This window comes from Pseudoalteromonas sp. JB197 (assembly GCF_002332205.1).
GTDB lineage: Bacteria > Pseudomonadota > Gammaproteobacteria > Enterobacterales > Alteromonadaceae > Pseudoalteromonas > Pseudoalteromonas nigrifaciens.
The window spans coordinates 2,908,845-2,927,468 of record NZ_NRGZ01000001.1; the positions used below are offsets into that span (position 1 = coordinate 2,908,845).

The 18,624-nt window shown below is 44.0% G+C and carries 14 protein-coding genes; 13 read left to right on the plus strand and 1 reads right to left on the minus strand.

Annotated elements, in window-relative coordinates:
- The 11 genes from CIK86_RS13680 to CIK86_RS13730 are packed head-to-tail and all read left to right on the plus strand — an operon-like array spanning nt 1 to nt 14,096.
- Nucleotides 1–969 (plus strand): TauD/TfdA family dioxygenase, encoded by a 969-nt coding sequence (locus tag CIK86_RS13680; protein WP_051385871.1) that lies wholly within the window; start codon nt 1–3, stop codon nt 967–969.
- A gap of 4 nt (nt 970–973) precedes the next feature.
- Entirely contained in the window at nt 974–1,999 is a 1,026-nt protein-coding gene (locus CIK86_RS13685; RefSeq protein WP_024602308.1) for a TauD/TfdA family dioxygenase, read from the plus strand.
- Between the two features lie 12 nt (nt 2,000–2,011).
- Nucleotides 2,012–3,268, plus strand: coding sequence for an HlyD family efflux transporter periplasmic adaptor subunit (locus CIK86_RS13690; protein ID WP_024602307.1), 1,257 nt, complete (start codon nt 2,012–2,014; stop codon nt 3,266–3,268).
- A 16-nt stretch (nt 3,269–3,284) separates the two neighbouring features.
- A complete protein-coding gene (locus CIK86_RS13695) occupies nt 3,285–3,992 on the plus strand; it encodes an ABC transporter ATP-binding protein (RefSeq protein WP_024602306.1) in 708 nt (235 codons plus the stop codon).
- On the plus strand, nt 3,989–6,397 hold the full coding sequence (locus CIK86_RS13700) for an ABC transporter permease (RefSeq protein ID WP_086993156.1): 2,409 nt from the start codon (nt 3,989–3,991) through the stop codon (nt 6,395–6,397). Before CIK86_RS13695 ends, CIK86_RS13700 begins: the two co-directional genes overlap by 4 nt.
- A gap of 3 nt (nt 6,398–6,400) precedes the next feature.
- Nucleotides 6,401–7,105, plus strand: coding sequence for an alpha/beta fold hydrolase (locus CIK86_RS13705; RefSeq protein ID WP_024602304.1), 705 nt, complete (start codon nt 6,401–6,403; stop codon nt 7,103–7,105).
- Nucleotides 7,106–7,118: 13 nt separating this feature from the next.
- The gene (locus CIK86_RS13710) at nt 7,119–7,943 is read left to right on the plus strand and encodes an SDR family oxidoreductase (protein WP_024602303.1); all 825 of its coding nucleotides are present in this window, start codon (nt 7,119–7,121) and stop codon (nt 7,941–7,943) included.
- Nucleotides 7,944–7,957: 14 nt separating this feature from the next.
- The gene (locus tag CIK86_RS13715; protein WP_024602302.1) at nt 7,958–11,020 is read left to right on the plus strand and encodes an amino acid adenylation domain-containing protein; all 3,063 of its coding nucleotides are present in this window, start codon (nt 7,958–7,960) and stop codon (nt 11,018–11,020) included.
- A gap of 18 nt (nt 11,021–11,038) precedes the next feature.
- Nucleotides 11,039–12,547, plus strand: coding sequence for a hypothetical protein (locus CIK86_RS13720; RefSeq protein ID WP_024602301.1), 1,509 nt, complete (start codon nt 11,039–11,041; stop codon nt 12,545–12,547).
- Nucleotides 12,548–12,553: 6 nt separating this feature from the next.
- Nucleotides 12,554–13,372: a thioesterase domain-containing protein gene (locus CIK86_RS13725; RefSeq protein ID WP_029750392.1), complete on the plus strand. Its 819-nt coding sequence runs from the start codon at nt 12,554–12,556 to the stop codon at nt 13,370–13,372.
- Entirely contained in the window at nt 13,365–14,096 is a 732-nt protein-coding gene (locus CIK86_RS13730) for a 4'-phosphopantetheinyl transferase superfamily protein (protein ID WP_024602299.1), read from the plus strand. Before CIK86_RS13725 ends, CIK86_RS13730 begins: the two co-directional genes overlap by 8 nt.
- Nucleotides 14,097–14,123: 27 nt before the next feature.
- Here the strand turns inward: CIK86_RS13730 and CIK86_RS13735 are convergent, their stop codons facing one another.
- Nucleotides 14,124–14,771 carry a DUF998 domain-containing protein gene (locus CIK86_RS13735; RefSeq protein ID WP_253944064.1) on the minus strand — a complete coding sequence of 216 codons (648 nt, stop codon included), beginning with the start codon at nt 14,769–14,771 and terminating at the stop codon, nt 14,124–14,126.
- Nucleotides 14,772–15,911: 1,140 nt separating this feature from the next.
- On the opposite strand from CIK86_RS13735, the gene CIK86_RS13740 reads away from it, so the two are divergent.
- Both CIK86_RS13740 and CIK86_RS13745 read left to right on the plus strand, forming a co-directional pair.
- On the plus strand, nt 15,912–18,158 hold the full coding sequence (locus tag CIK86_RS13740; protein WP_024602297.1) for a winged helix-turn-helix domain-containing protein: 2,247 nt from the start codon (nt 15,912–15,914) through the stop codon (nt 18,156–18,158).
- Nucleotides 18,159–18,298: 140 nt separating this feature from the next.
- A complete protein-coding gene (locus tag CIK86_RS13745; RefSeq protein ID WP_024602296.1) occupies nt 18,299–18,580 on the plus strand; it encodes a hypothetical protein in 282 nt (93 codons plus the stop codon).
- The last annotated feature ends 44 nt before the right edge of the window (nt 18,581–18,624 follow it).

The window sequence follows — 18,624 nt, forward strand, 5'->3', positions numbered from 1 at the left end:
ATGAATGAACAGGCGTCGAAAAAATACCCATTACCCCTTGTCATCAATGCGCCAGCAAGCGGTGACGACTTGTTGCAATGGTTGGAGCAGAACGCAGAGGCAGCGAGCGGTAAGCTACCTTTGCATGGTGCCATTCTATTTCGCGGGTTTGCACACATGAGCGCAGCGGAATTTGAACAAGCCGCTGGAAAACTGAGTGATGTTACTTTTAACAACGTGGAAGAAAGCTCTCCTAGAAGCAAGATTAGTGGCAATGTTTTTACTTCCACTGATTATCGCAGTGATGAAAACATCTTCCTACACAATGAAAACTCCTACATGCAGAGTTTTCCTAATAAGTTGTTTTTTTATTGCGATCAGCCTTCGCCGGTAGGGGGTCAAACCCCCCTAGCCGATTGTCGTCGCATATATCAAAGGTTGCCTGCGGATGTGGTTTCTCGGTTTTTAGAAAAGAAATGGATGTACGTTCGCAACTATGGCACGGGAATAGGAATGACCTGGCAAGAGGCGTTTAAAACTACTCGTAAACAGGACGTTGAGGATTATTGCCATGCAGCAGGCATAGCTGTGGAGTGGATGTCTGATGAGCACTTGCGCACACGTCAAATACGAGAAGCAGCATTAAAGCATCCTGTAACAGGAGAGCGGTCGTGGTTTAACCATATTACTTTTTTCCATTACTCCACTTTGCCAGAAAGTGTTCGTGAAGCTTTGCTGAGCATTTGTGGAGAAGAAGGTCTGCCGAATAACACCTATTACGGGGACGGTAGCCGCATTGAAGATGATGTACTGACGTTACTACGTCAGGCGTATTTGGAAGAAACTGTCGACTTTAGTTGGCAAAAAGGCGACTTGGTATTGTTAGACAACCTCATCACCGCCCACTCTCGCAGACCGTTCGAAGGGGAGCGCCGCATTATGTTTTTGCAGGCAGATCCCATTCAGCGCAACGATCTGGTTATAGGGTAACGCTATGGAAAGGTTAACCACTGATTTAGATAGGGATTCATCGGCATCGCCGAGCTATGTTGCACAAGCTTCAGCTGGTGTGTGCTCTGACGATACCCCTATCGTGTTTAATATAAATACAGGTGCCATCAAGATACAAGATTGGGCATTGCAGCATCGCCAGCAGGTATTGGAATTGTTGCAACGACACGGTGCGGTGTTACTGCGAGGTTTAAAAGTTAACAGTAGCAAGAAGTTCAGCGAAGTATTGACCAATCTGTTTGACTCTGAACTTTTGGAATATCGTTACCGTTCGACGCCTCGTACCGGTATGAAAGGCAATGTATACACGGCGACTGAGTACAGCTGCGATGAAGTAATTCAGCAGCACAATGAAAATGCGTACTCCGATAGCTGGCCTGATTATTTAGGCTTTTTGTGTCTAATTGAGCCTGAACAAGGAGGGCGTACTCCCATTTGTGATAGCCGTGAAATCTATCGACAGTTGCCTAGGGAGATTGTATCGGCTTTCGAGGAAAAGGGCGTTATGTATGTGCGTAACTACGGAGATGTTGACTTGCCTTGGCAAGAAGTCTTCCAGACGACTGAGAAGCAAGACGTAGAAGCCTATTGTCAGGCTCACAGTTTGCGTTTCATCTGGTTGCCGGGTGATCGCTTACGTACCATCCAAGTTAATCCAGCGGTACAAATTCACCCCCAGACGCAAGAGCGGATATGGTTTAACCAAGCCCATCTTTTTCATGTTAGCAGCTTTGCGCAAGCTGAGCAGGACGCGTTGTTACAGTCATATGGGGAAAAAGGATTACCGCGTAATGCTTATTTTGGTGATGGCAGTCCCATTCCTTTGGAGTATTTGCAACAGATAAGACAAACCTATGAACGTAACTTGCGTAGCTTCGATTGGCAAAAGAACGATCTTCTGTTGCTGGATAATCTGAAGTTTACTCATGGTAGAGAGCCGTTTGTTGGGAACCGTAAGATACTCGTAGGTATGGTTAAACCCAGTGCCGACTTAAATAGAACTAATTAATGGAGAAACAGCATGGATATAGCCAAAACCCCAAAAAAGCCGGCTAAGAAATTGAACTCACGCTACTTTCACGTGGCGCTGGGTGTGTTAGCTATGGTTTTTGCTGCTTTGATGATTCAAAGCAGTAATGAGGATGACATACAACTGGAAAAAGACTCCATACTCATCGGTAAAGTGCATTATGGTGCATTTTCAGTGGAAGTCTCAGGATACGGACACCTTCGCTCAGGTGAACAAAAACTGCTTACTAGTTTAAGTAATGCAACGGTTGAAGAAATTGTTCTAAAACCAGGCGCTCTGGTAGAACCCGACAGTGTGATTTTACGCCTGAGCAATCCCGAATTAGAGCAGGAGTTAAACACAGCGATGCAGGAATTGGCTTTGCGAAAAGCGACCCTACGTCAACTGATCTTGCAGCATAAACGTGAGGTATTGCAAGAGGAAGCTGGGCTGGAAGAGATCCGCGCTCAATATGCTACTACCAACGCTCGCCTTGGAGCACAAACTAAACTGCTGGCAGAGGGCATTGTAAGTCAACTGGATTATCAGGAAACTTTACTCAAATCGGAGCAGCTAAATAAGCGAATAGATATTTACCAAAACCGCCTTGAGCAGTTGAAACAGGTAAATCAAGAAGCCATCAACATCCAACAAGAGCTTATCAAGCAAAGCGAAGGTAAGCAGCAAACCATTCAACGTCGGTTCGATAACTTAACCGTGCGTGCTGGTATGTCAGGGGTCTTGCAAAAACTGCATATTGAATTGGGGCAAAGCATTACCGCAGGGGCCAAGCTAGTGTTGCTAGGCAGCACGAAGGATTTAGTGGCCCTTATCAAAGTGCCTCAGGCCAAAGCAGAATTTATCGCTGTAGGTCAGGAAGCTATCATAGATACTCGCGCCGACAAAATAATGGGGCAAATTAAGCGCATTGATCCTACTGTGGAAGAAGGCACTGTCACGGTGGAAGCCAAGCTTATCGGTGAACTACCAAGTAGTGCCAGATCGAACTTGAGCATCGACGCCACAATCGTGACCGAAAATATTCCTAACACTTACTATGTGCAGCGCCCAGCAAATGTCTCTGCCTATTCTGAGGCAGTGGTGTTCTTGCTTTTAGAGGATGGCCAAAGTGCGCAGCGCCACACCATGAAGTTTGGTGCGGCCTCAGGGCAGTACATTCAATTATTATCTCCAATCTCCAGCAATTCTACAGTTGTATTGTCGGACACCTCGGCTTATCGCTCGGCTGAGACTATCAAAATTATTTAATTAGGAAATTTGAATCATGAGACAACCTATCATCAAAATGCGCAATATCACTAAGATGTACTCAACCGAGACAATGGAAACCTATGCGCTCAAAGAGTTGGACATGGAAATAGCTAAAGGCGACTACGTATCAATTTCTGGTCCATCTGGTTGTGGTAAATCCACGCTATTGACCATCATGGGACTGTTGGATGCCCCGTCTGGTGGTGAGTATATATTGGATGGTCAAGATGTGACGGAACTTTCTTTGGCTGACGCCGCTCAAGTCAGAAATAAAAAAATAGGCTTCGTTTTCCAGCAATTTAATCTTATTGACGAACTGTCAGTCTTTGAAAACGTAGCCCTACCATTGCGTTATAGCGACGAGCAACTTAGCGACGATACCATTCGCGCTCGAGTAGAAGATAGCTTGAAAAAAGTGGAAATGGGTCATCGCATTAATCACAAACCTAATCAACTTTCTGGTGGACAGCAACAGCGCATCGCAATTGCCCGAGCATTGGTAACTGAGCCTGCCATTTTACTGGTAGATGAGGCAACGGGGAATCTGGATTCCAAAAATGGTGAGCTGATCATGCAATTGCTAGATACCTTAAACCAGCAAGGCACAACTATTTGCATGGTAACGCATGATCCTCGCTATGCCGATATGGCAAAAACCAAATTGTCCTTATTTGACGGACAAATCAACTTTGGTACTCAGAATTACGAGGAGATAGCATGAATTGGCGTTATGAACTAAAGTGCGGCCTGCAAAATGTGCTCAACCGCCCAGGACTAAGCCTGCCTGTTGTGATCACTCTTGGTCTGGCTATTGGTACCTTGTTGAGTATGTTTGCTTTGAGCTATCTACTGCTTGTTAAACCACTGCCTTACCCTGATTCCGAACAGTTGCACGTTGCCGTTGGGCAGCGTTACGACGGCGATAAGCTCAACTTAAATGGCTTTTATCCTTACCCCGGTGTTGAGTTGTTGCAAAAGCAGCAAACGGTGTTTGAATCCAGCGCCATTCTTAACTATGCAGAAACGGCTATTTTAAATTTAACTGACCAGCCTAGAGTTTTTGTGGTGCATAGCTCTGCACAATGGTTTTCTTTGGTGGGGATGGCTATGGAAATAGGCTCTGCTTTTAGTACTGAGGATGAGCCTGTTGCAGTTATCAGTCACCGTTTGTGGACAAGAGAATTTGGGCAACGTCACGATATACTCACTGAAACAGTAGAACTATCAGGCAAAAGTTACCGCATTGTGGGAGTGGCTGCCGAAGACTTTGTGGAACCGAGTATCTTCAATACCAGTTCCGTAGCCGATATCTGGGTGCCTTGGGAGTTTAATGATTGGAATGAAGCTTTTAGAAAAGATTGGCAATCGGCCACTGGAGCGCTGCGTTTTGTTGGGCGTTTAAAGCCTGATGTGACGGCTGAACAAGCCAGTGCACAGTTGTCGACAGTGCTGAACGAGCGGTTCAAGCAAGAAACTGTAGGGGTGGGCTTTTTACAAAACGCTCGTATCAATATTGATGTGCAATCGTTCAAAACGTTAATTGTTGGAGATAGCTATCGCACTGCATTAATGCTATTCGCTGGAAGTATTTCATTACTGTTTATTGCTTGCGTTAACGTGGGTAACTTACTGCTTTCAAGAGCCGCGGAAAATCAGCGCAGGTTGGCTATACAGGCAACGGTAGGAGCCGGACCAAAACAAGTGTTTGGTACAGTATTGGCAGAGAACCTAGTATTGGTGGGTTTCTCAGGCCTGTTTGCTTTGCTGGTGCAAACAGTAGTGAGCAGTTTGTTAAGGCATTTTACAGCTGGTGTGCTCCCTCGTATTGATGAACTAGCGCTAGGAGCGCAAGGCCTGATCTTCGCTCTTGTGCTGACGGTGCTGTTGGCTATTTGTTTTGCCTTTATTGTTTGTCGCTCCTTGGATTACCGCAAACTCAATGGTTTCATGCAAAGTAGTGGTAAAGGTACCGGGTTGCAGATCTCGAAAACTACGAGAAATTTGCTAGTAGCCAGCCAAATTGCGTTGGCGTCGGTATTGATCTTCAGCATCTTAAACTTGCTGAATAACTCTATCGAAGTCATAAGCAAACCTTCCGGTTTTGCTACCGAAAACAGAATACACTTTACCTTAGGTTCGGGGACACAACAATTTAGCCGAGATGAGCGCATTCAGTATATTGAAAGTGTTCGTGAAGTTTTGCTACAGCAAGCCGGTGTTGAGAATGTTAGTAACACGCTGTTTGCCCCGATGATGACTAGCGATTGGACATCACTATTGGCCCTCAATCAGGCCGGTGATGGTCGATTGTCACCGAATACCAACTTGGTGGATGATCAGTACTTTTCTATTATGGAATTGCCTTTGATAAAAGGTCGCAACTTCTCCAGTGAGGAAGTGCGCGATACCAGTAACAACATTATCGTGAATGAAACTTTAGCAAACCATTTAGTGCCTGGCGGAGATGTTTTGGGTAAACGCTATTATTGGCAAAATAAACCTGATCCCTACACTGTGATTGGTGTGGTGAGAGATATCAGTATTCCTCGTAGTTCGTCGACGTTCCGAGTGTATGTCACTCGTACCACTGGCTTTAACTTTATTGTCAAAATGCAGCCTGGACAGATGTTAAACAAATCGCAAATCAATCAGCTGGTTAAGCAAGTAAACGGCAACTTCTCATTATACTCGTACAGTAATGTGCAAGACGCCTATGACAATTTGCTACTAAAAGACTATGTGGTAATAGCGATCACCATCATGTTGGCGGTGATGACTTTATTACTGGCTGCGCTGGGAATTTTCGGTGTACTCAGTTATGGCGTTAAACTCAGACAAAATGAATTAGGCATTCGCATGGCCATTGGTGCCAAGCCCAACAGCATTATAAAGTTAGTATTGAAGGATAATAGTGTTGCTACAGTCATGGGGTTATTCATAGGCATGCTGTTAGCCGCTGCAGTCTACTTTTTTGCCAAAGAGTACTTTGACTTCTCGTTGCCTGTGTACATCTTGCCAACACTGTTTACGGTGATCGTAATCCTGTTAACCACAGTACTCGCCTGTATTTTGCCCCTGCGTGCAATTGCTTTCAGGATGCCGAACTATTCATTGAGGAGGGATTAAATTATGAGCCAGCAGAAAGTTAATCTAGTGTGCTTACCCTTTGCTGGTGCCGGGGCGTCTTTTTTCGCGCCTTGGTCAGGTCTGAACCCGTACTTCAATCTAGTGCCGATTCAGCTGTTAGGCAGAGAAAAGCGCTTCAGTGAACCTTGTTATACCTCTGTCGTTCAGGCTGCTAAGGACATAGCACAAGAAATCCCCGAATTAGTTGACAACAGCCTGCCAACGGTGTTGTTCGGTCACAGTTTAGGAGCGGTATTAGCCTTTGAAGTAGCTCATCAAATACTTAAACAAGCGATTCCTTTGTCGTTGCAAAGCTTAATTGTGAGCGGCTCCCCAGATCCGTGGAATCCTAGAGAGGCTCGCGCAACTGGTTTGGACGATGATGCCTTTTTACAGCAGGTTGCGACTTTTTCAGGGTACACCCATCCTGCTTTAACGGATCCTTTTATGCGGGAACTGCTATTGCCTACCCTTCGAGCGGATGTAGCGATGCACGAGAGCTATAAGCCTGATTTCTCGCAAGGTATCCAGCTGGATATCATCGCCTTGCGAGGCATAGACGATGAGTTGGTAAGTCGTGAACAGCTCTTAGGCTGGCAGAAGGCTACACAGCAGTCTTTACGCTGTGGGGAAATGCCTGGTGGACACATGTTTTTTGTGGATACTCCAGCAGATCTATTAAACGCCATTGAGCTATCACTAAACTAGTCAGGGTAGATAAATGAGACTTGTCAATAAAACAATTATCGTCACGGGGGCGGCCAGAGGTTTAGGTCGTGCCTGTGCCCAACAATTCAGTGCCAATGGTGCCAACCTCGTATTGTTGGATGTAGCACAGAACATACCTGGGGTACCCTACAACTTGGGCTCTGAAAGTCAATTGCAGCATACCGCACAGTTATGCAGACAGCATGGATCGATTGTGACTACCATGAATGTGGACATTAGAGATGCTCGACAGGTGAATGAAGCTATTTATGAAGCTGTTAAGCGCTTTGGGCGTATTGATGTTTTACTCAACAATGCCGGAGTTGTATCACCGTCAGGCAAGATTTTACATGACACCAGTGAAGGAGATTGGCAGCTCATGCTGGACATCAATTTAACCGGTGCTTGGCGATTGATGAAAGCGGCAGGGAAATTCATGGTGGAACAACAGCAGGGCAGTATCATCAATATTGCCTCCACCGCGGGCATAGTGGGTTACCGATACTTTGCGGGCTATGTGGCATCAAAGCATGGTGTGATTGGCCTTACTAAAGCCGCTGCGCTGGATTATGCGCCGTCAAAAGTACGGGTGAATGCGATTAGTCCTGGCTCAGTACGAGATTCTCAGAGTGAAGAGGGAGAGATGCTGGCAGAGATCGCCCGCTCTTTACAAATAGATAGCACAGAATACGAATCTTCGTTTATTGAGTCTCAACCCATGAATGCGCTTGTGGAGCCAATCGATATTGCGAATGCGGCTGTGTGGTTGGCTTCGGATGAATCTGTGCGAGTAACCGGCAGCAACATTACAGTTGATGCTGGGTTTTCCATCAGGTAGTTTGGGAGTATTTAATGCAACATACCTTATTTTCTAACTCACCAGTTACCAGCTCGCAAAAGGCTTGCTACCCCCTTGTCCAATGCCGAGCACTGCGTTGCCGCATTCATGAGCAAGATGTTATCCGAGCAATGCTTAATTATTACAAAAGACCTTTTGCAAGCGTTCAAGGTGAACAAGACAAACTGTCACAAAGGGCTACGACGGTACACATTGATCATTGTCATAGCTATAGTCATACTGAGGCTGCAGAAGAGTATGTCAAAAAGCATCTATCACAGCCTATAAGCCGTCTTGTAAGCTGTGAAACCAGAGTTGTGCTTCTTACCTTTTCTGATGGAATTGCAGATCTCATTATCATTAGTGCGAACCCCCTAGTATATTGTGGCGAACTCCAGCAACTGGCACAAAAGATAGTTGCATGCGAACCTGCTCAACAAGCGGGCATAAGCGCTCCCCATTTCCTTGATTTAGCACCTGTAAAAATCCCAGGGTATGGCTCTCCGGTAGCCAGCTGGGCAAAACTAGATCCTGTTGATGTCGAGGATACACGCCATACTGGGGCTCAATGTATATATGAACAGCATCGAGCTTTTATCCCAGGGGCGCAGAATTTGGCTACTTTGCTGATTGCCGTGGCGCGGGTACTGACAGTGTTTTATGGTGAAAGCTCGCCTGTTATAGCGGGGGCTGAGCTTGTTCAAACTGATCCAAAAAGTGCTAGGCAAACAAGTGACAGGCTTAGGTTGATACCATTAGCGATTTCGTCACCCAAAAGCAGCATCACCCAAGAAGGTGAACGGCTTTTAGAAGCTTGGCAAAGCGCTGTATCTTGTCCTCGCGATAGGCTGGATACGGATACGGTTAGCATTGGAGTATTTTGGGGAACGTGGTTATTGCAACCATCTGAGGTTTTTGCTGAGCAACATTATTACCCTTATCTCGCGCCGCCGTTACCGTTGAGCATAGAAGCGCAGCCATTAGAAACCGGTGTTGCTTTGGTATTCAATTTTGACACTGCTCATTACGATCAGACTGGTGTAGAGAACCTAGTTGATTGTATAAATAATGTGGCATTACAGATTGTTAATGAAGAGCGTTTAAGTAAACAAGCTACCGAACATCGGGCACTCAGTTACGCTGAACTGAGCATTATAGATAAAGATCGATTGAGTGCAGATATGGCCCTGTTGAACAATGTATCCGATGATGCAGAAAATACTCAGGGAAGTCGCGAATTACGTATCGAACAGGCTTTTTCAGTACAGGTAAAATGCAACTCTGATGCTGTTGCGCTCACCTTGGAAAGCCAACAAGTTAGCTATGGCGAGTTGCAGATGCTCGCTAATCAATATACTCGGGCATTGCAAGAAGCTGGCGTTAAACCGGGTGATAAAGTAGGTATCTGTGTGATGCGCTCTCCTCAATTAATCGCATTGATGTTGGCTACAATGCATGCAGGTGCCGTTTATGTGCCGATGGATCCCAGCTATCCGGCTGAGCGTCTACAATACACGGTAGCGGATGCTGCAATGGCACTGGTCATTGGGGAGTGTCCGTCGTGTGAAGAGACCAATATCATGAGTCTTGAGGCGTTTACACTTGCAGCCTCTACACAATCAAATGCGCCAGTTCAATCAAGTAGCTCTGATGCTGGGCAGGCGGCCTATATGATTTATACCTCAGGTTCCAGCGGTAAACCTAAAGGTGTGATGGTACCACATCGCAATGTGATCAGTTTATTAGCGGCCACCAAAGATAACTTTTCCCTGAGTGGTCAAGATGTTTGGACATTATTTCACTCAACAGCTTTTGACTTCTCAGTGTGGGAGATTTGGGGGGCTTTGTTAACTGGTGGCAAGCTGGTGATAGTCCCTTATTGGGTATCTCGCTCTGCTGAAGCTTTTTATCAACTAGTGGTAGATGAAAAGGTGACAGTGCTAAATCAAACTCCGTCGGCTTTTTATCAGTTTATAGAAGCAGAGTTCCAGCACTCGCGAGCATGTGACGTTCGTCTGGTTATCTTTGGTGGAGAGCCGCTAGATGCTAAGGCTCTACTACCTTGGATGCAACGCTACTCAGAGTTAGAGTGTCGTCTGGTGAATATGTTTGGTATTACCGAAACTACCGTTCATGTGACTTGGCATGATGTCACTCGTCAGGATGCGCTTGCGGGAAGCAAGTCCGTTGGTACAGCACTGCCAAGTTGGTATTGTTATGTCATGGATGAAAAGATGAACCCCTTGCCGCCAGGATTAGCTGGGGAAATTTGTGTAGGCGGTGCTGGTGTTGCTCTGGGGTACCACGGCAAGCCAGAGCTTAGCGCAGAAAAATTTGTTGACGACCCTCTTCGTTCTGGTAATCGCTTGTATCGCAGTGGTGATAAGGGGCGCTTAATGCCTGACGGTTCTTTAGAGCACCTTGGGCGTCTGGATCAACAAGTAAAACTGCGAGGTTACCGCATTGAGCTAGGAGAGATCCGCCACACATTGTTGGGGCTACCTGATGTTCAAGGTGCTGCTGTTTTATTGCAGCAACCCGAGAAACAGGATGCTGCTTCTGCCCGCTTAGAAGCATATTTACAAACTCATTGTGAAGATCTGACACCTCTGAAACAACTGGCTGCGCAAACTCTACCAGAGTATATGTTGCCTACAAAGTGGCATAGAGTTAGTGAGTTCCCGTTAACCGCGAACGGAAAACTAGATACAAAAGCCCTTCCTGAGCGAATCATAAACTCGGCATCAGCAAACGAGCCAGTTGCACACGAGCAAACCGCTGCACAGATGTCTCAATCAGAAGCTAGTGATAGAAAAAACACTGCTCATAGCGAGTCAAATGGTCGCTCTCAAAGCAATGCAGATAAGATGTTGCAACAAATGATTGCCATCTGGCGGGAGGTACTTGGGTGTGAAGTCTCTGCTAATGATAACTTTTTTGATTTAGGAGGGAACTCATTATACGCCATGCGCATTATGTCGGAATTGAAGAAGCGCAATCTTCCTAGTTTTAGTACCCGCGAATTATACGTACATCAAACGATATCGGAGCTATCCTGCTCCTTGTCGTATGATTAATAAAGGAGTTGATTTGATATGACAAAAATTCAAACCGATTGCACAATGGACCAGCAACCTACGCGGGTTTGTGCGCATGAAACAGAGCAAAACCAAACTGCAGATAACTTTTACTCGACCTTAAATGGCAAGCTCCTCAGTTTGCTCGTGAGTAAACCGCAAATGCAGAAGTTTAATATTTGTAAAGAGAAACAGGTAAAAGACTTTGTTAACAAATATCAATGCGCTTTTGGTTCTTGGCCGGTAATCGTTGATGGACAGCTAATTGACCAACTACGGGAAATAACCAGCCCCTTACCCTCGCTGTGCTATCGTGCTCTAGAGCTGATGTTCGAAGGTGATGCGCAGGCTTTCGCTGATTATTTTCAATTGCCAGCTAGCTTTTATAACAACCTGACATGCAACACGGTTAAACGAGAACAGTTGTTGATGCGCTATGATTATTTATATCAGCAAAAAGAAGCTAAACTGCTCGAAATTAATGCAGGCTCAAATGTGGGAGGATGGGAGCTGGACAGCCTAAAAGTGATTATCGAAGGTATGTTCAAACAGTTTCCACAAACCCAAAACTGGCGGCTGTCCTATCGTCAGGTGATGATAGAATTTATGCAAGCTTTAGTGGGCATGGGGCAACCTATTGCTAAAGCTCGACAACGAAACCCAAATATTTTGTTGTTGGCAGTTTTTCCTGATTTTTCTACGAAGTTTCAAGTAGAATCGCAGTTGAACCTCATCTATAACATGCTGCAGGAGCAACATCTTCCCAAAGGCACGTTATCCATAACAGAGTCCACCAACAATATTCAAGTGGATGAGAATGACGCTATTTACTTTGGTGGCAAACAAATGGACATCGCTTTTGTAAACCATCCTGAGCTGCCGAGCGAGCTTTACGAGCAGTTATTCAAAAGTCACCAAAGTGAACAAATCGTCTGTCCTGATACCTTGGCCCATCGGTTTGTAGGTAATAAATTGTTATTTGCGCTTTTGCACGAACCTAAAGTGCTGGCGCAGTTAAGTCCGCAAGAACAAACGTTAGTCCAAAAGCACATCCCGTGGAGCTGTAAAGTGAAAATGGACGCCTGTATACAGGAAAACCAAGGAGCTGTAAAAGTCGTTTCCTCGCTGGGGGAATCTTTGACTGACTATGCCAAGGCAAACAAAGACATTCTTGTGTTGAAAAAAGCCGAATCTTTGAAAGGCGATCATGTTCGTGTAGGTAAATTCATTACTGCGCAGCAATGGGCTGACGATTTAGAGGTAGCCATTGCGGAAGGAGACTGGCTACTGCAATCCTACTGTTCACCGGATCATAGCACCACCTGTGTTTATCCGCAGCAGCCTAGTGCCCATCATTTTATCTGGGGGGCCTTTGATTTCGCTGATAATTACGGTGGCTCTATTGTGCGTGCTGTCCCTGTGGAACAGGAGAGCGGAGTTATTAATGCGGCAAAAGGGGCAATTGTTATCCCTGTGGTGGAAGACGCTAGCCGGTCACCAGCTGATATGGCAACATTAAAGAGGTGATTAGTTATGAATGAAATAAAGCTTAAAGAAAAGTGGTTTATAATACCAAAGCCAGTCTTCAAACCTCGATTGCGGGTGTTTTGTTTCCCATACGCAGGGGGGAATGCTACCACTTATATTCCTTGGGCCGAACACATGCCTCATGGCGTTGAGTTAGTGGCGGTACAGCCGCCCGGTCGTGCCACCCGTATCATGGAACCTGCGCTTGATGAGATGGACAAGATCATAAAGGATCTTATGCTGTGTTCTGACTACATTACTGAAACGCCATATATTTTCATTGGGCATAGTTTGGGGAGCCGGATGGCGTTTGCATTAGCAATTGCTTTAGAAGCAAGCGGTTTTGACGGCCCTCAACACTTCATTGCCTCAGGAAGTAGGGCGGCGAATATTTGTGCGCTGGATAGTGACTTCCATACATTGCCGGATAACTTGTTCATAGAAAAGCTAAAAGATCTCAATGGCACGCCTCAAGAGGTATTAGATAACCTAGAGCTTATTCAGTTTTTGCTACCACTGCTCAGAGCTGATTTTAGAATTGCCTATAAATATCAGAGTCCAGAAATCAAAATTCACTGTCCTATAACCGTACTTGGGGGGGACGCTGATGATGAGGTTACCTCATCGCAACTTGCAGCATGGGAGCAGCTTACCTCTTATCAAACCGAGATACACTACGTTAAAGGTGATCATTTCTTCATTGATCACAATCGCTATGTCGTGATTGATAAACTCCACAGTATCATAGTAGGGCTGAAACATGGGATCCCGACCAAACTGACAAAGCCCCAGCACTCAAGATTACTTGAGGCCTTTAATGAATAAGCAGTTGCTGACGCATGAAGCTGATAATGATTTTATTAGGAATGTAGGTGTTACTCGGTTGGTCTCAAATATTGTGATTGCCCAAACAGAGTTTCAGGTAACAAGGTATGAGTCTACCCTGTTTTCTGAACTGGGAATTGTATTCCCTATCGAGTTTGGGAGGGCGGTGGCAAGGCGACAGGCAGAGTTTTTAGCGGGTCGTTATTGTGCCAAAATAGCTTTGACTGAGTTGGGTACCAGCGATACACATGTGAGCATTGGTTGTCACAGAAATCCTATTTGGCCACAGAAAATCGTCGGTTCTATCACTCACAGTGATAATGTGACACTTTGTGCGGTATCTTTTAGCCACTGTAATGATTTTATTGGTATTGATGTAGAGCCATTGATGTCACAATATGTGGTCAGAGACATTCGTTCCAATGTGGTTGGCTCTCAGGAAGAACGGTTGTTGATGCAAACCGGTATGACATCAGAGCAGTATATTACTTTAGCTTTTTCAGCAAAAGAGAGTTTGTTCAAGGCGGTTTTCCCTTATGTCGGTGAATACATGGGGTTTGAGGAATCACAGGTGCGAGCAATATCACTAACGGAGCAAACGTTGGAGTTGGAACTGGATAAGTGCTATGCCGAGCGGTTGAAAGGACAACGACACTTTACTTGCCATTATCAGTTACAGGCAAATTACTTGATTACCCGAATAGCTGGGCGGTTACCAAAATAGTCCTATTGCGGTAACCGCTTGTATTCATCAGTGCTTTTCTATGGCTAAGGAGGACGTTAACGTTTTTGCTGCTAACCCAAACCAACCCATAGTTAGCACTGCCCATAATCGCTGGATAAGGCCGTTGTACTCATACGGAATAAAATTGGCATAAATAGACCAAAAAACAAGCACATGTATAAAGCTAAAAAGCAGGCAGACTTTTTCAAAGGTCTCAGACTGAAATTGGGACTTAAACTCTACAGCGAAGAATACCGGTACCAAAATCATAAAAATCGATAGGTTATAAAGTAGATGTAACGGCGTTTCAAGGGTCCAGATCCCCGCACTTATCATACTTAAACCTAACAATGAGATCACTACGGTGGAAAAAGGTAGCCAGCCCTTGTGGAGTCGGATTAGCGAGAAACTAAAAAAACACATAGAAAGACCGATAAGCACGTTGGCAGTTCTGTGTGACCAAGCAAAAAAAGGGGCTTCGAGAGCCACTTCACTGATACTTTGGGATATGGCGTCAAACCCTTCGATAAAAAAGCCAATTCCAATATTATAAATAGAAAAAATCCAGACTAGGTGGCCTGCTTTCAATCCCAAATTGTTCACAGATAATCTCTCAACGGTCAATGCTCCTTTTAAGCGTAAAATCAGTATATCACTGGCAAGCAAAGCACTCAATAAACAAAGCTGTATAGGAGCACAGCCGCCATACCAAGCAATACAAGCGGATGCGCAATGAGTTGAAGAAATTGGAATTGTATCTCGCGGGTATTGCGCGACATTCTTCGTAAGTTGAATACTGAGCTGTCAGCTGAGATGACCATTCAACTTAGACAAGCAAAAAGCGGTTGAAACAAGTTAAATTCAGCAAATCGAAGCTATATTCTTTGTACAAACCACGCGCTGCCCCGTTTCTTGAAAATTATAGAGAATGACACTTAAGATTTAACCGTTAGAAAGGGGGGCGATAAACTCAATGGTATTTTAACTAGCGTGGGTGAGAATTTTTGAAAAGGTGAAATCTTACAGGCAATTTTTTACATCTGAATTTTTGTTGTCTCAATCTAGCTTTCGACGAAAAAACCGATATTTTCAGGATCGACTAATTCTATTTTAACGTGAGCAGCAGCCAGGGGGTGTGTCCACTTCCCCGTTAGTGAGACACATCTCAGCCTATATTAAGGTGATAGTATTAGGCAAATATTCCTGTTTTTGCTTCCTGCTATGAACAACATTCAACAGCACAAATAATTATCAGAATTTCAGTCCAAAATGAGCATATTATTGGAGCTTATCGAATTACCAAGTTATGGCATTATTGGCACTTATCGAATAGATAATTGCTAAACTTACGTCAACTCTCATATTTTTCGTATCCCTGAATTTTTTTATTTCTCTTATGACACCTTCATTGTTATTTTTGATGCATTGGTAACCGAAATAGGCTAGGCATTGATGATATCTTTGTGTAGAATCGATGTTGCTTTATTGTCAATTTGGTAATTTTTTTGTTTTAAGTTGTAGTGAATGGTTGCAAGGTTTTGTTTCTTTTTTACTTTTGGCAGGTTGTTGCGCCGATAAATACATTTTGACATAGCAAGGAGAAAGCAGATGAAAAATCTATTTGTATTATTTTTGAAATTAAAAATACTCAAAACTGACATTTTGTTGTGGTCTAAAAGTGCCCTAGTAATTTTTAGAGTGCTTGTTCAGACTGCTTTGTAAAAACAATGACAATGATACTTTTCAAGTTACTGTGAAATTTAATGATATCTAATTTAGGTGTCTGTTCTATTAAAGGAGTGCAGGAAGCAGTCAATGAAATTTTATATTGGAACTTTCTGGAAGTTTAACCCTAAAAATCAAGAGCTAACTTTTAGTGATGGCAAAGTTGTTACTCTACCTTCAAGGCTAAACCTTTGTTTGGAGACATTGATTGAGGCTCATGGACACACGGTTTCCTATGATGAACTATTGCTAAAGGTTTGGGGTACTGTCCATCGTGATTCCAGTACAATCACATCTGTGATTTCTGAATTGCGAAAAGCTATCAGCAATGGTCGAAATGATGTGAGGCTGATTCAAACTGTGCCGAAAAAGGGGTATCGGTTTGTGGGTGAAATCTCTCAAGTAGAGGAAAATGTAGACCCCAAAGCGAATACACCTCATACCGATTTCACAATCGCTTCCCAAAAAGACTTCAATCAGTCATTTCCTTTTGAACCGCCATCTCCAAACTTGTCGAATACCTCAGAGACACAGGAGAATACAGGTTCTTCGTTGCTGAACCCGAATCTTCAATCCTCTAAACCACAGAGTGAGCAGGTTAACAATGTTGCTATCTCCCGTAAACCAGCTGGTCGTCATGGCGACTCAGTGTTTTCAAAATGGTACTTTTATGCGCTTATTTTGACTATATTTTCGGTTTCTGCTTCGTATTTTGGCGTCGAAAGGCTAGGAAATGCTGATGTATCTGAAATTGGAATAAAAAAGTATAGTAATGCAGAAATCCTTACTTTTGAAAGAGGCCTAGAACTGGAGTTTGATATCAGTTCTGATGGAAAGTGGTTGGTGTACACCCACCAAAACGTAGCGAACAGACAAAAGCACATAATTGCGCGCAATTTGCTGCACGGCACACAATATCAGTTGCCTTCTGAAGTAGGCGTTGATCATCGTTCACCAAACTTTTCTCGTGATGCTGGGCGAATAGTTTATATTTTAGACAACTCGGAAGAGTGTGAGGTCTGGATCATGGACTTTAACAACGGCTTTGTGCGCGAATCGGCTAAGAAGGTATCTGAATGCGGGTTATCTGGGCTTTGGACAACACCCAAATTCTCAGTAGATGGCAATAAAATTTATTTTTCTCGATCTGAAGCTCTTTCTGAGCCATTTCAAATCATTTTACATGACCTCACTACATCTTATGAACGCAGCTATAGCGCCCCCACATCTGATGGCCGTGGAGATTATGCTTTTTCGATTTCTCCAGATGGTAACCATATGGCAATTGTTCGCAACTTGCACTGGGGCGCTACGAATATACTGATTAAAAATAATTCCAGTGGGGACATGGTTTCATTGGTTCAGTTTCCCTACTTAATTGAACATGTTACCTGGATGAACGATGACGAATTAATATATAAAAATGAAGATGGTCAGCTGGTAAAGCATCATGTTTACACTGACCAAAAATCGGTCATAAGTGAAAGTACACTACCGCTGAGTTATCCCGTTGTATCAGAAGGTAGAGTTTTTGCGTACCGTGGATTTATTAGTAATTCAGACATCCTAAAGCTATCGAATTTGGATCAAGATAAAGTCACCGTAACGGATGTGGTTACAACGCTTTACGCGGATTATAATCCAATGACAGCTCAAAATTCAGGCTTATTCTTTTTGTCCAATCGCTCTGGCAAATTGCAAATTTGGGAAAGAGTTCAAGATTCAGTAAGGACAGCTTGGGATTCTAAGTTGCCTCCGCAAATTCAGAAGCTGCAATATTCAGATAAGCACCAAGCTTTTTTCGGCATTTCTAATAACCGTATTTTCAAACTATCTTTGCAGAGCAAGGAAATGACTTGGTTGGGTCAAGCTGAAAAGGAGGTGGTGCATAATATCAGGCTAAGTCGTAATGAAGACTATCTTTACTTTGCCACGGTTAAAGACGAGAACTGGAGTTTGCAGCAGATGGATTTGGTATCTGAACAGATGGAACCGTTGGGTATCAACGGGTTTGTTGTCATGGATTCGGTTGATGGCTACCTATTCACTCGGTTTAGGACTAGAGGATTGTGGAAGTTTGATATAACTACAGGACAAGAGTCCCTGCTCATTAAGGATTTTGAATCTTATTCTTCTGTTATGTGGGACGTTTTACAAGATCAAATTATTTGGGCCAGCGGAGATACAGTGCATCGATACTCGATATCTCAAAATATACGCTATGAGAGTGTAAAACTAGACGGTAACATTCGAAATATTCATTGCTCAGAAAAACTGGAGGGTTGTTTAGTTGATGTTTTTGGCTCTGGAGAGAGCGAAATCATTGAACTTAGATAAATGGGACTAATGCCAAGGGATTTGTGAAGTACTTCATCTTTCCGAATTGGTAAAAATTTATAAGGTCGGTGGCGTTAATTTATAAAGCGCCCAGACAAGAATGATAATTCGACTTATTAAATTTTTACAGGAGGAATGCCATGAACATCTTTACGATTATTAACCATCACTTTTCTAAAACGCTGACTGTTGTTGCCACTACTTGCGCGTTAAATATGTTGGTAAGCCAAACTGCTGTAGCGGCAACTGCAACCAGTGCACAAATGAACACCCCCACAACCTGTGGTGTAAACAGTACGTGCAATCTGTTTACATCAAAAACTCGCACCGACACCAGAACTAAGACTGATGACTCTGACAGTTTCACTTTTCCTGTGCCACTGATTTGTAGCGATTTTCCACGCTGCGCACAAGAGCACTAGTGGCCCTTCAGGCAAGTAAACCACCCCTTGCCCCGACTTACCTA

Coding starts and splice junctions, on each gene's coding strand:
- CIK86_RS13680 (WP_051385871.1), top strand. CDS start 1: ATGAATGAACAGGCGTCGAAAAAATACCCATTACCCCTTGTCATCAAT.
- CIK86_RS13730 (WP_024602299.1), top strand. CDS start 13,365: ATGAATAAGCAGTTGCTGACGCATGAAGCTGATAATGATTTTATTAGG.
- CIK86_RS13705 (WP_024602304.1), top strand. CDS start 6,401: ATGAGCCAGCAGAAAGTTAATCTAGTGTGCTTACCCTTTGCTGGTGCC.
- CIK86_RS13740 (WP_024602297.1), top strand. CDS start 15,912: ATGAAATTTTATATTGGAACTTTCTGGAAGTTTAACCCTAAAAATCAA.
- CIK86_RS13700 (WP_086993156.1), top strand. CDS start 3,989: ATGAATTGGCGTTATGAACTAAAGTGCGGCCTGCAAAATGTGCTCAAC.
- CIK86_RS13710 (WP_024602303.1), top strand. CDS start 7,119: ATGAGACTTGTCAATAAAACAATTATCGTCACGGGGGCGGCCAGAGGT.
- CIK86_RS13715 (WP_024602302.1), top strand. CDS start 7,958: ATGCAACATACCTTATTTTCTAACTCACCAGTTACCAGCTCGCAAAAG.
- CIK86_RS13690 (WP_024602307.1), top strand. CDS start 2,012: ATGGATATAGCCAAAACCCCAAAAAAGCCGGCTAAGAAATTGAACTCA.
- CIK86_RS13685 (WP_024602308.1), top strand. CDS start 974: ATGGAAAGGTTAACCACTGATTTAGATAGGGATTCATCGGCATCGCCG.
- CIK86_RS13695 (WP_024602306.1), top strand. CDS start 3,285: ATGAGACAACCTATCATCAAAATGCGCAATATCACTAAGATGTACTCA.
- CIK86_RS13725 (WP_029750392.1), top strand. CDS start 12,554: ATGAATGAAATAAAGCTTAAAGAAAAGTGGTTTATAATACCAAAGCCA.
- CIK86_RS13745 (WP_024602296.1), top strand. CDS start 18,299: ATGAACATCTTTACGATTATTAACCATCACTTTTCTAAAACGCTGACT.
- CIK86_RS13720 (WP_024602301.1), top strand. CDS start 11,039: ATGACAAAAATTCAAACCGATTGCACAATGGACCAGCAACCTACGCGG.